11 protein-coding genes are annotated in these 13,112 nt (G+C 62.1%); 1 reads left to right on the forward strand and 10 read right to left on the reverse strand.

Going from position 1 to position 13,112, the window contains the following annotated elements:
* Nucleotides 1-11: 11 nt before the first annotated feature.
* The 7 genes from B2D37_RS10135 to B2D37_RS10165 all read right to left on the reverse strand — a co-directional run bounded on the left by B2D37_RS10135 (nt 12) and on the right by B2D37_RS10165 (nt 8,312).
* Nucleotides 12-1,091, reverse strand: a complete 1,080-nt coding sequence (locus B2D37_RS10135; RefSeq protein WP_079202566.1) for a YCF48-related protein — start codon at nt 1,089-1,091, stop codon at nt 12-14.
* A 615-nt stretch (nt 1,092-1,706) separates the two neighbouring features.
* Nucleotides 1,707-4,367: an aminopeptidase N gene (gene pepN / locus B2D37_RS10140; RefSeq protein WP_079202567.1), complete on the reverse strand. Its 2,661-nt coding sequence runs from the start codon at nt 4,365-4,367 to the stop codon at nt 1,707-1,709.
* Between the two features lie 46 nt (nt 4,368-4,413).
* A complete protein-coding gene (locus tag B2D37_RS10145) occupies nt 4,414-5,250 on the reverse strand; it encodes a DUF2797 domain-containing protein (RefSeq protein ID WP_079202568.1) in 837 nt (278 codons plus the stop codon).
* A complete protein-coding gene (locus B2D37_RS10150; RefSeq protein ID WP_079202569.1) occupies nt 5,250-5,513 on the reverse strand; it encodes a YeaC family protein in 264 nt (87 codons plus the stop codon). The genes B2D37_RS10145 and B2D37_RS10150 overlap by 1 nt, the downstream gene beginning before the upstream one ends.
* A 76-nt stretch (nt 5,514-5,589) precedes the next feature.
* Entirely contained in the window at nt 5,590-6,450 is an 861-nt protein-coding gene (locus B2D37_RS10155) for a rhomboid family intramembrane serine protease (RefSeq protein WP_079202570.1), read from the reverse strand.
* Nucleotides 6,447-7,421, reverse strand: coding sequence for a metallophosphoesterase (locus tag B2D37_RS10160; protein WP_079202571.1), 975 nt, complete (start codon nt 7,419-7,421; stop codon nt 6,447-6,449). The genes B2D37_RS10155 and B2D37_RS10160 overlap by 4 nt, the downstream gene beginning before the upstream one ends.
* Nucleotides 7,422-8,312: an NAD(+) kinase gene (locus tag B2D37_RS10165; protein ID WP_079202572.1), complete on the reverse strand. Its 891-nt coding sequence runs from the start codon at nt 8,310-8,312 to the stop codon at nt 7,422-7,424.
* 142 nt (nt 8,313-8,454) lie between these two features.
* On the opposite strand from B2D37_RS10165, the gene B2D37_RS10170 reads away from it, so the two are divergent.
* Complete coding sequence (locus tag B2D37_RS10170; RefSeq protein WP_079202573.1) at nt 8,455-9,414, forward strand: DUF1853 family protein; 960 nt, start codon at nt 8,455-8,457, stop codon at nt 9,412-9,414.
* Nucleotides 9,415-9,488: 74 nt separating this feature from the next.
* On the opposite strand, the gene B2D37_RS10175 is transcribed toward B2D37_RS10170, so the two are convergent.
* The 3 genes from B2D37_RS10175 to B2D37_RS10185 all read right to left on the reverse strand — a co-directional run bounded on the left by B2D37_RS10175 (nt 9,489) and on the right by B2D37_RS10185 (nt 12,988).
* Nucleotides 9,489-10,571, reverse strand: coding sequence for a cyclic nucleotide-binding domain-containing protein (locus B2D37_RS10175; RefSeq protein WP_256573168.1), 1,083 nt, complete (start codon nt 10,569-10,571; stop codon nt 9,489-9,491).
* Between the two features lie 95 nt (nt 10,572-10,666).
* The gene (locus tag B2D37_RS10180) at nt 10,667-11,614 is read right to left on the reverse strand and encodes a 1-aminocyclopropane-1-carboxylate deaminase/D-cysteine desulfhydrase (protein WP_079202575.1); all 948 of its coding nucleotides are present in this window, start codon (nt 11,612-11,614) and stop codon (nt 10,667-10,669) included.
* A gap of 3 nt (nt 11,615-11,617) precedes the next feature.
* Nucleotides 11,618-12,988 (reverse strand): chromosome partitioning protein ParA, encoded by a 1,371-nt coding sequence (locus B2D37_RS10185; protein ID WP_079202576.1) that lies wholly within the window; start codon nt 12,986-12,988, stop codon nt 11,618-11,620.
* Nucleotides 12,989-13,112 lie beyond the last annotated feature (124 nt).

A 13,112-nucleotide genomic window follows, 5' to 3' on the forward strand; every position in this document is an offset into this window, starting at 1 on the left:
CTCCCGGCTTATTATTGTTGGCCCAGATCGGCGCCAGTCGGCGAAGCGACGTGGACGCCGCCCTGCCCCACCAGAATCAGGTTGCCGTTATCCAGTGCAGTGATGCCCGCTAGCGAGAGCCGGTCGACGCGATTGAGCAAACTGAAGGTGCGCCCGTCATCGCTGCTTTTCAGCACGGTACCGCCATGCCCAACCACCACGATAGAGCCGTCGGCAAGTCGATTGCCGTCGGCCAGGCCGAACTCCAGCGGGCCGTTATTCGGGGTATTCAGCTCGATTCGTTGCCAGCTATCACCGAAATCGGCGGAGCGGAACAGATGGCCACGCAGACCGTAGACCAGCAGGCTACCGGCTTCGCTGGTATCAAGAGCGCCAAACAGTGAGCCCTCATAGGGACCCTCGATGGTTTCCCAGGTTTGCCCCCAATCGGCTGAACGGAACATGCCACCCAGTTCGCCAACGACGAACAACCCGGCACCCTTGACCGCGACTATGGCGTTCAGGTGATAACCGCCTTCGTTATCAATGCGCTCGCTGACATCTTCCCAGTTCGCCCCACCATTGGTGGTTTCCAGCATCGCGCCGTAGGCACCTACGGCATAACCGTTGTTGCGGTCCTTGAACCAGACATCAAGCAACGGCGCCTCGCGCTTCAGGTTCTCGAATTGTTTGACCCAGGTAGCGCCGCCATCGTTACTGGCGAGAATCTGTGCGTCGTGGCCAACCGCCCAACCGTACTGGTCATCGACAAAGAACACCGCAGTAAGCATCTGCCGGGTCGGCACCTTGGCCTGGATCCAGCTGACGGCGTTGTCGTCGGAGTAGAGGATATGACCGCGATCACCCACAGCCACCAGCCGCTGACCAACGCGGGTGACATCCAGCAGCAGTTTTTCCTGGGCTTTCGGCGATTCGATCGAGTAACGGACGGCGGCATCGGTGGCGGTTTGCGCCTGCAATGGCGCGGCAGCGAAAATCAGCATGGACAGCACACTGCAGAGCGAGAGCGCTTTAGCCAGCGGCGAGTAGAAGCACAACGCCGGTGCGTTGAACAGACCGGTCCGGGTGCGCCGCTTGACGGGCTCACTCATATACCTTCCCCCTTGTTGTTATTGTGGTACTGCTTTTTAACAGACCGCCTATGCTAGCGAGCTTTCGAAAGGCCTGACAATCGGCGTGACGTTATGTTTTGTTAAGGCCAGCCCGCGTGATTGACAGTTTATTCGACTGACTGATGCACAAAGGCCGCCATCACTGTAGCGGCCTTTTGCCAACACTACACGAACATCAGCGTGTACTGCGACGACGCAGGGCCGGTGTAACTCGTTGCGCGTGACCGCCGATTTCAAATGTCCGACCTGCAGCCGACCTCGGGACTGGTGACCTTGTTGCTGTGGTAAGGGCCGCGCCCAGTCGTAGAGACCTGGGGTGCCACTGAACAGTTCGGTGTCGTCGGCGCTACACCGTAGACAGATCTGTGCTGCTTTTGTGGCCTTTTTCCGCAAATAGCCCATCGGCCATGAACAAAACACGGCAAAACATCAATTACAGCCAAGTGCCGGCCGACGCGTTCGATTAAGCCAATACCTAGGAGCCTGCCGGACTTAACGCTGTTCTACTGCGCAAAAGCTGGACGTGCGGATATTTCATCTAAAAAGTCTTACCGGTCAGCGACCGATAAGACTTTCAGGGCGCTAGCGCAGGTATTAAGCGAGGCTCTTGCTGACCACCTCGAACACATCGCTGGACAGCTCGCCAGAGGCGAGAACCCTCTGCAACTCGGCCTTCATCAAGGCCTGACGAGCGTCGTCGTATTTACCCCAGCGGGTTAACGGCCCGAGCAGCCGCGCGGCGATCTGCGGGTTGAGGGCATTCAGGGTAATCACCTGATCGGCCAGGAAGCGGTAGCCGCTGCCGTCGACCTGATGAAAATTGACCGGGTTCTGCCCAGTGAATGCCCCGATCAGGGCGCGCACCTTGTTCGGGTTTTTCAGGGTAAAGGCTGGGTGTTCCATCAGTTGCTGCACCCGCGCCAAGGCGCCCGGCAGGCTGCAGGCAGCCTGGACACTGAACCACTGATCCATGACCAACGGGTTGTCCTTGAAGAAGTCGGCGAAGCTGGCCAGCGCCTTGGCTTTTTCCTCCTCGAACGGCGAATTGACCAGCACCGCCACAGCCGCCAGGCGCTCGGTCATGTTGTCGCACACCTCCAACTGTTCCAGACAAACCGCCAGCACCTCGGGCTTGCCGCTGAGCATCAGGTAGGACAGCGCAATGTTCTGCAGGCTGCGGCGGGCGAAGTGCTCGGCCTCGGCGACGTAGGCAGTGCTGCGCGAAAGCTCGCGATTGGCCTGGTAACGCAGCCACAGCAGATCGAACAATGCGTCGGCCAGTTGCTTGCGGGCGAATTCGCGGGCGCCATGGATGGCATCGACATCGGCCACTTCGCTGATTTCGCTGAGGTAAGCCGCCCCCGGCAACGAGAGCAGCTCGGCGACCATGGCCTGATCCAGCCGATCGTTCTCCAACACGCTGCGCAGTGCGCTGACCAGACGCTGGTCCAGCTGCAAAGGCTCGCCGCGCTGATGCTGGCCGATCAACTCCTGCAACACCTGCACGGACAACTGCTGACCGGCTTCCCAGCGGTTGAAGCCGTCGGTGTCGTGCTGCATGAGGAACATCAACTGATCGCGGCTGTAAGGGAAACTCAGTTTGACCGGCGCGGAGAAACCACGCAGCAACGAGGGCAGCGGGTGCTCGGCAACATCGACAAAGGTCACCACCTGCTCGGCCGCGGTGATCGAGATCACCCGCGACGCCGCGCCGGCGCCGGCTTCACCGGCCAGACGCAGCGGCAATGCCTGGCCCTGTGCGCCGAGCAGTCCCAGTTCCACGGGGATCACGAAGGGCTGTTTGTCGCGCTGCCCCGGCGTGGCCGGACAGCTCTGGCGGAAGGTCAAGCTGTAGGTCTTGGCGGCGGCATCGTAAGCCTCGCTGACGGCCAAACGCGGCGTACCACCCTGGCTGTACCAGCGTTTGAACTGACTCAGATCGACAGCATTGGCATCTTCCATGGCCTTGATGAAGTCATCGCAGGTCACGGCCTGGCCATCGTGGCGCTCGAAGTACAGGTCGCTGCCCTGGCGGAAGCCCTCGGCGCCGACCAGGGTGCGGATCATGCGCACCACTTCCGAACCCTTCTCGTAAACGGTCAGGGTGTAGAAGTTGGAAATCTCCATGAAGGCCTCGGGCCGCACCGGATGGGCCATGGGGCCGGCATCCTCGGCGAACTGATGGGTGCGCAGGTAGGCCACGTCCTCGATGCGCTTGACCGTGTGCGAGTTCATGTCGGCACTGAACTCGGCGTCACGGAACACGGTAAAGCCTTCCTTGAGCGACAGCTGGAACCAGTCGCGACAGGTCACCCGGTTGCCCGACCAGTTGTGGAAATACTCGTGCGCCACCACCGCCTCGACCCGCTGATGGGCGCCGTCGGTGGCGGTATCGGCCTTGGCCAGCACGCAGCTGGAGTTGAAGATGTTGAGGCCCTTGTTCTCCATGGCGCCCATGTTGAAGTCGTTGACCGCGACGATCATGAAGATGTCCAGGTCGTACTCGCGGCCATAGACCTGCTCGTCCCACTTCATCGCCTTCTTCAGGCTGTCCATGGCGTGCTGCACCTTGTCGACGTTTTCCGGCTCGACATAGATGCGCAGCGCCACCTCGCGCGCACTCAGGGTGGTGAAGCTGTCTTCCACGCACCAGAGGTCGCCGGCCACCAGGGCGAACAGGTAGGCCGGCTTCATGAACGGATCCTGCCAGGTCGCCCAGTGCCTACCGCCCTCTTCCGGGCCGCTGGCAATCGGGTTGCCGTTGGACAACAGCACCGGGTAGCTATGCTGCTCGGCGCTCAGGGTGGTGGTGAACTTGCTCATCACGTCTGGGCGATCGAGGTAGTAAGTGATCTTGCGGAAGCCCTCGGCCTCGCATTGGGTGCAGAACATGCTGCCGGACTTGTACAGCCCCTCCAGGGCGGTATTGCGCTCTGGGTGGATGCGCACGCTGCTGTCGATGACGAAACTGGCACTCCTGGGCTGCAGGCTCAGGTGGCTGGCGCTGAGCTGGTAATCGCCAGCAGCCAGCGTTTTACCATCGAGGGACAGGCTGAGCAGCTCCAGCTCCTGGCCGTCCAGTATCAGCGCCGGCAGGTCGCCGACCGCACAGGCCGGATTGCGCCGCATCACCAGCTGCGCATGCACCAGCGTGTGATCCTCGAACAACTCGAAGGTCAGGTGCGTCTCGTCGATCAGGTAGTCAGGCGCCTGATAGTCCTTGAGGTAAATCATCTTCGGTTGTTCGGTGCGCATGGTGGCCTCTTCGAGGCAGCCGCAAGCTGCAAGCTGCAAGTGGTGGTCAGTCGGCCAGTTGGTGGACGGCCAACTGATAGCTGGTGTATTTGCGGATATTGATCACGCCGGTGTCGAACATCAGGTACTGGCCCTTGATGCCGAGCAGGGTACCTTCGGCAAGCGGATTCTTGTCCAGGTTGAAGCTGCTGATCTTGGCCGGGTAGGCCTCGATCGGGTAACGGATGTCCACCGGCTGTTGATCGCTCAGTGGCTGAATCGCCTGAATGCCGAAGCGCTGCTGCAACTCGGTAAGCCCCGCGCCACAACTGGCGAACAGCTGATCACGAATCGCCGGCAGATCGACCGGCGCGGCGTCGCCCTTGAGCAAGGCGCGCCAGTTGGTCTTGTCCGCGACCTGTGTGCGCAGCAGATCCTCGACGAAGCCCGACTGCTGACGGGTTGCCACCCGAAAAATCGGCAATGCCTGGCTCGCGCCCTGGTCCATCCAACGGGTCGGAATCTGCGTGGCACGGGTGATCCCGACCTTCACGCCCGAGGAATTGGCCAGGTAGACCACATGATCGGTCATGCAGAACTGCTCGCCCCAGCTCGGCTCGCGGCAGGTGCCGGCGTCGTAGTGGCAGCGCTCCGGACTCATGATGCAGATATCGCACTGCGCCAGCTTCTTCATGCAGGGGTAGCAGTAGCCCTGGCTGAAACTGGTCTTGGTCTTGCGCCCGCAGTGGCTGCAATGGATAGCGCCCAGGTACTCGAGGCGCAAGGTCTTGCCGATCAATGGATTGACCGCCACCTCTTGATCGTCCAGACGAAAGACGTACTGCACAGGCGCATCCAGACGCACCGCCATCTTGCTCAGGGCACCGCGTGCCAACTCAGCCATCAGTGCAGGGCATCCGCGGACTTGAACAGCAGGTTAGGTGCCGGCTCGGATTTGGAGCCGCAGGCCTGCTCGCCCATGTAACCGATACGTTGATCCTCGGGGAGATTACGGGCTTCCCAGGCGATCAGCGCCTGCAGAGTCAGTTCCTTTTGCTCCAGGGTCAGCTTGCGCCCATCGGGCCACTTGCCGATTTCCAGGGCCAACTTCAGGCTCTGATGAATTTGCGGGGTGATATTTTCAATTGCTTGGAGAAAGGACGACATGGATACCTCCGAATACAAAGCCGCAGTTTACCGGCTGCGCCAGGCGCCCGCGAGCGCTTGGCGCAGGCCAGTGCAATCATCTGTCAGCGCGCTGACGCGCCAGCACTCCACCGAGCAGACCGGTAGCGCAACCGGCGAGCAAGCCGCCAACATGGGCGGCATTGGCAATCGCGCCAAACTGCAGCAGTTCGAAGATGCCCGTCATGCAGATCAGCAGCCAGGCCAGCATCATCACCAGCACGCCACGCGGCAGGCGATACTCGGCATTCGGCGCCAGCAGCTGAAACAGCCAGCAGTGCCCCAACAGGCCGTAGAGCACGCCGGACAAGCCGCCAAACAAGGCCGGTCCGGAAAAGCTGTACTGGGCAAGGTTGGATGCCAGGCTGAACAGCAGCGTCAGCCCGAGCAGCATCCACGGCCCCTGGCGCGCCTCGATGCGCCGCCCCAGCACCCAGTACCAGAGCGCGTTCATCGTCAGGTGCAGCAGGCCGAAATGGATCAGCATCGGCGTGATCAGGCGCCACCACTGCCGCGTTTCGAGCATTTCGGCCAGGTAACTGAAATAGATGTAATCGCCCTGAATGCGGAAATCGACGAAGCTCAACCAGCGGATCGCCGCGAAGTTGTCGCCTAGCGCGGTCAGCGCGGCCACCAGCAGGGTCAGCCCCAGCATGCCGGCCGTCAGCGGGCTGTCGCGCAACTGCTCGACAACCCCCGCCGCAGCCTGCGGCGCTGCAGGCGCCTGCAGCGCCGCATCGCCCTGCGGGTAGCGCAGATACAGATCGCGCACCTGTTCGTCCAACTCGCCCGGCACCCACAACACCTGTTCGCCAGCTTCCTCGGAGACCCGGTGCGGCACCTGCAAACGCCGCAACAGGACGATGAAACCACTGAGATCGGTCTGGATCGGCAGACGCAAGACGGCAACCGGGCTCATCGCGGCGCCTGCGAGCGCTGTACGTCGACCGAGACGAACTTGTGCGGATCCAGGCGCGTTTCCTGATCCAGCCGGTAAGCCACCAGCTTGCCGTTCAACACCGCGCTGTAATCCAGACAGACCAGGTTGGGACGGATCGGTGCCGGCTTGCCGCTGCGCCAATAGTGACCGACGAACAGCAGTGGCTGATCGGCGCCATAGCGCAGCAACTCGTTTTTTTGCAGTTCGCTCAGCGGCGTTTGTGCGGCCAACGCCGGCAAGGCATCGGGCTGGAAGACGATATCGCCGTAGGTCTGCGGATCTTCCTCCCAGAATTTGGTGCGAAAATGCGCACGGGTGAAGCCCTCACCGCTGGTCAAGGTCAGGCCGTGCGGCAGGCGCATGTCGGTGCCGCGCAGCAGACGATCCAGGGCGGTATTGGCAAAACTACCCGGCACGGCCGAGGCCTGCAGGAAATGCTCGTCGATGCACGCGTCGGGAAACTGTGCGCGCAACGGCTCGATCAGGCCGGCGTCCCAGCAGGCATGCACCACGCGAAAATGTCCGGCATCGATGAACAACGGCAACTCGTAGAACCAGGCAAGAAACTCGGACCACTCCGCGGGATAGGCCGCGAACTGCTCCAGGGTCTCCTTGATCAGCCGGGCATGCCGCGGCGTATGCTCGCGCACATAGTGCTGACCACTGCCGGGCGCGGCCAGGGTGCTCCAGCCGAGGGCATAGAATTCATGATTGCCCATGATGCACAGCGCCTCGCCGGCCTGCACCATGTCATGGACCAGATGCAGGGCTTCACGGATACGCGGACCGCGATCGACCAGATCACCGAGAAAAATCGCCATGCGCTGCGGATGTCGCCAGACACCGCCCTGGCGCCGATAACCGAGGGTATCGAGCAGGCGTTCAAGGGTAAGCGCACAACCGTGAATGTCACCAATCAGGTCATAGCCACGTGCGGGATCAAGGTGCATTCAGCCTCCCCCGCCCCCGAGCCGACTGCCCCAACCCAACTTGTTGCGGCAGACCTCGTAGTAGTTGTGATCGAGCGGATGGATCAGACACAGCTTCTGCGGCTTCTTGCTTACCGTGACAGTATCGCCGGGGGCGCAGGTGAAGTGATTCTGCCCATCGCAGGAAACCTGCGGGTAGATCTGCATATCCTTGGACACGACGATTTTCAGCTCGCTGTTGCCATCCACCACAATCGGCCGGCTGGACAACGTATGCGGGTACATCGGCACGATGACCATGGCATCCAGCTTGGGGTGCATGATTGGCCCGCCGGCGGACAGCGCATAGGCCGTGGAGCCGGTCGGCGTGGCGACGATCAGGCCATCGGCTTTCTGACTGCAGACGAACTGGCCATCGATGAACAACTCGAACTCGATCATCCGCGTCGATTTACCCGGGTGCAGCACCACGTCGTTGAGCGCATCGCCCTGACCGATCGCTTCGCCATGGCGACGCACCTCAGCCTCCAGCAAGAAACGGTTCTCGGTCAGGTAGTTGCCTTCCAGCACCTGGGCGACCTTGAGTTCCAGTTCATCCGGACGGATATCGGTGAGAAAGCCCAGGCTGCCGCGGTTTACCCCCAGCACCGGCACCTTGTGCCGCGCCAGTGCACGGGCGGCGCCGAGCATGCTGCCATCGCCGCCGACGACGATAACCAGATCGCAGACCTCACCAAGAATTTTCCGCGAGGAGGTTTGCAAGCCATGACCTGGCAGCACTTCGGCAATGGTGTCTTCGAGAATCACATGCAGATGACGGTCGATCAGAAACCTCTTCAGCCGGCGCACGGTCTCCAGCACCTGGGTGCTACCCAGACGGCCGATGATGCCGATATTACGAAATTGCTCCATGGTGCTCCCGCAGGCTCTGGATCTAGACAGTCTCGATTATGGGCGAAAGCCTGCGGCAGCGGCAAACTCGCGGCATTTGCGCCAAGCCAACCCGCGCACGCTTAACCACCGCCACGCATGGATTTGGCGCTATGCTCGGGTGATGATGCCTTTTCCCGCGTTGACCGACCTGCAGCAGCAATTGCGCCAACCCGTGGTGCGGGATTTGGCCTGGGTGCTGCTGTCACCGCCGCTGCTGAGCAGCCTACCATGGCCGCAACGCCACCCACTCAGCGCCAGCCCATGGAGCCGCGCGCCTGGAGCGCTGGCCGACTGGCTGACCCGCCTCGACCGCGACCCTGGCAGTTTGCTCAACTGGCTGGCGCAGAGTTCGGTGCGACGCCTGGGCCTGTATTACGAACGTCTCTGGCAATTCGCCCTGCACGCCGCCCCCGGCATCGAAGTGCTGGCGGCCAACCTGCCGATCCGCGAAAACGGGCAGACCCTCGGCGAACTCGACTTGCTGTTGCGCGATGAGGAAGGCGTGCACCACCTGGAACTGGCGATCAAATTCTATCTCGGCCCGCAACGGCAAAGCGGCGCCGAACTCGCTCACTGGATTGGTCCAGGCTGCCATGATCGCCTGGATATCAAGCTCGACCATCTCAGCCAGCACCAGCTGCCCATGTCGGCACGCGGCGCAGCACGCCCGGCGCTGGCGGAACTCAACCTGTGCACTGCCCAGGCGGCGCTCTGGCTCGGCGGGTACTTGTTCTACCCCTGGGAAAAACCCTGCGCGCCACCTCTGGACGCCAACCCGCAGCACTTGACTGGCCGCTGGCTGCACCGGCGTGACTGGCCTGGTTTCGCCGCACAGAACACCGACGGCTGCTGGCAGCCTTTGCCACGCGCAGCCTGGCTGGCACCTGCGCGAGTCGAGCGTGCCGAGCGGTGGTCCGCCGAGACCCTGCAAGACTGGCTGCACGCCCTGCAGCCGCAGGCCAAGGCGCAATTACTGGTAGGGCTGCAGCGCAGCCCACAGGGCGACTGGCAGGAGGTAGAGCGGGTGTTTCTGGTCAGCGATGACTGGCCGTCAGCAACCCTTGACGCTGCTGGAAAATAGCCCGCGCGACTCCAGGGCAATCGTCAACCACTGACGCCGAGCCGGGTGCCGGCGGCGTCCCGCGTCAATCCTGATTAGCGGCTGCGTTCGGTACGTCCGCCGGAACGTGCCAGGTAACCCGAACCGCTTTCGCACATCAAGGCATCGCGCTGCACCGCCGGCAGCACATCCAAGCCCGCGCGCAGCGCGTAGGCACTGAAGCCCAGCTGCGCCAGCAAGAACACCGCACTGGCGCTGCGTTTACCACTGTCGCAATAGCACAGATAGGTACGCGCTTTATCCAGCAGCCGCGCCTTCAGGCGCAGGAGCTGCAAGGGCATATGCAGGGATTCCAAGGCATGGGCCTGCTCGTATTCCTCTTGCAGGCGCACATCCAGCCACTGTGCACCGGCCGCCAGCAGGCGTGCCGCTTCGCCCAGCGAGACTTCATCGACCACCGGGGCCTTGAGCAACGAGAAGAAGTCCTGGCGATAGAGGCGCAACACCACGCCATCGTCGAGCAGGGTCACTGTGGCATTGCGTGGGCGATCGGCGAGCAGGGCTTCTTCACCAAAACAAGCACCCACTTCCAGCTCGGCCAACACCTGCTGCTCGCTAGCGGCACCGCGAATCACTTCGGCGCGACCGCTTTCGAGGAAATAACAGCAATCGCCAGGCTCCCCCTCACGCAACAGGGTCGTGCCCGCCGCCAGCTCGATGCGCTGTAGACGTCCAAGCATGGTGCGCACGTTGCTCGGCGGCACCTTGGCAAATATGGGATTCTGCAGAAGACGCTCCAGCCACTCCACATCGGCATGGTTCTGGCCAAGTTCGAGGAGCAAATCCTGATAGGCCAGCCGCCAGGTCAGCAGCCGGTTGAGCGTTGCCGTGTCTACCGCCAGCAGGCTGGCATCGGTTACGGCACGCGCTTCATGCAGACGCGGCAAGCTGGGCGACAGCGGGTGACAACTGGCCTCACTGCCGGCGATCAGACGTTGCTGCTGACCATTGGGCGTCTGCAGCAGCAACTCTCCAGCGAGCAGATAGTAAGTCAGGGCCGCCTGGTCGCCGTGGCGAAAGAGCAGCTGCCCGGCCAGCAGCGGCTGCGGTAGCAACTGACTGCGCAGCTCCCGCCACTGCTGTTCGGACAGCACATTAAGCGGCGTAAAACTGCGCAACTGTTCAGGCTTCAGGGGCTACTCATGGGTATCCAGGCTCCGCTGGTCAAGACTCTGAGGGTGCGCAAATTGCCAACTTCGTAGCGAGGGTTTTTTCACCGATTTGCATGCTCCGTCTCAGGCTGGCGCAACGCCGCGGCGCGCCCTTGCAAGCCGCCGGTATGCACGAACAGCAGACGACTGCCGCGCTCAAAGTAACCGGCCTCGACGCGCTGGCGCAACGCCATTAGCGCCTTGGCGGTATACAGCGGTTCCAACACCATCCCACTGGCCGCTTCACTGGCTCGAAGAAATTCCAGCAACGCCGCATCGACCTTGGCAAAACCACCGCGACTGGCATCCAGCAACTGATAGCCGCCATCCGCTGCACTCGCCTCGTCGAGAAGCGCCCGCACGTTTTGCGCCACGCCATGATCGGCAGGCACCGCCACGGCGCCGTAGACCGGATGAGCACCAGCCTCGCCCAGCACCAGGCCCGCCAGGGTCGTTCCCGTACCCGCAGCCAGCCACCAGCCGTGATAATCCGCCCAACCGAGCACACTCAGTTGTTCCTGCGCCTGGCTCACCAAACCACTACAACCCATGGCCCCCGGCAAACCACCGCCGCCCTCAGGCACCGGATACAGGGTGCAATAACGCTCACGCCAGGGTTCCCAGAAACCTGGCTGATGGCGGGCGCGATAGCCACCATAGCCGAGCCAGTGCAGCTGCATGCCGAAGCGCTGCAGATCGCGCACGGTAGGCGTGTCCTGCGGCGTGCCGCGGAGCAAACCAACCGTGGGAAAGTCGAAGCGTTTGCCCGCAGCGGCCAGCGCGTGCAGATGGTTGGAATGTGCGCCGCCGAGACTGATCAGCCCTTCGGCACCGACCGCGCTGGCTGCTTGCAGGTAGGGCGCCAGCTTGAACCATTTGTTGCCACTGATCAGCGGATCGATCAGATCCAGGCGCAACACTGCCAGCTCGACCTCGGCTGCCGCCAGCCAATCCAGATGCAAGGGCTCGAGCGCTACCTTGGGCGCCCAGTCGGGGTCAACGAGTGGCAAGACCTAACCGACTGTGCGCAAGCGGCTACCGGCCTTATGCCGCTCGCAGCAGTTGGAATTACCGACGGTGAAGCGGCTCGGGGTGTCGATCCGATCGATCGGGATGGCGCAACGCTGACCACTGGGCAGTGCGGCCTCGCAACTCGGTTGCTGGTAGTGCGCCAGCCACTGGCGGTACTGCACTTCGGAAACGAAACACTTGGCCGCGGCATAGGCCATGGGATTGTCCCGATAGCTGCCGATGTCCTGCAAGGGAATGGTCAGGTGCCCGGCGCCAGGGTGATAGACCACGAAGACCACACCGAGCATGGCCAGGCGCTCGAGAATCTGCTCGCCGCCCTGGCCGACCAGTTCGTCGTACTGACGCTTGAGCCGCTCGACCTCCTCACGCGACTGCGCGTCCTGCTCATTGCGGTAGGCGAGTTCGACATCGCGAATGGCGACTTGCTCTTTGTATTCGGCCACCGCAGAGGCGATTTTGGCTTGCAGTTCATTCTCGAACTGCACCCGCAAAATCTCGCCCTCAGTCCGGCCATGACGCTCCAGCCCGCGCATTTTCTCGGTCATTTCCTCGCGGACCGACTGCATGCTGGCCGCCTGAACCGTCAATTGCGCCTTGAGAGTAGCGTTCAACTCTTGCTGTTGGCGCAACGCCTGGCGCAGCTCGCTCGCCTGCGCCTGAAGACTTTCGCATTGTTGTTCATTGGCCAACTTGAGCTTGGCCACTTCCTCTTCGCGTTGCTGGCTCAGGCTGCTGATGCGCAACCGCTGCTGCTTGATCAGCTGGGCGGTCTTCAGTCGGTGCTCCTGCTCCATCGTCTCGGCGACTTTATTGGCCACTTCCGCGGCAGCATCGGGTGCATACCACTTGTCTTCCGACGCCATGTGCAGGCGCTCGGGTGCAATCGCCAAGGCGCTGTCATCCTCGACCAGTAAGCCCAGGTTGTTGCGCTTGACGGCGTCACGTAGCAGCACCAGGTCATTGTGCCCAGGTGCCAGATTCGGATCCCACAGGTGCATTTGGTGCCAGGACACCGGACACTGACTGCGGCAGGCCAGCCGAATCGGTCCGGCACCGAGGTCGGGGCCACGCCCGGCACGCTCGGACAGATGCTGCAGGGGAATATTCCAGCCCGAGTCTGGCGCGCCTTTTTCGTCAAAGTCCAGATAGAAGAACACCGCCGCACGGATCAACAGGCGCGAATTGATCGCCACATAGGCAATACGCAGCTGCTGATCGGCGAACGCCGGCATATTGACCACACCATCGAGCAAGGCCTCGAACTCGGCAAAGAACATCTGCTTGCAGATATCACCGCGCTCACTGAAGAACATCACGGCCTCAACCATCTGCGGCTTGTTCTGCATGCTCATCGGTTCCCCTCTAGGCCAATACGCTGGAATCAGCTAACGCAGGTAACGAGCAATCACACGAACGCTCTGCTCACAACCGTTTGCCAAGCTTTCGCGAGATGCCTGACAAGCAAGAAGAAACCCA

It is taken from the genome of Pseudomonas sp. CC6-YY-74, from assembly GCF_002025205.1.
Taxonomy (GTDB): Bacteria; Pseudomonadota; Gammaproteobacteria; order Pseudomonadales; family Pseudomonadaceae; genus Aquipseudomonas; species Aquipseudomonas paeninsulae.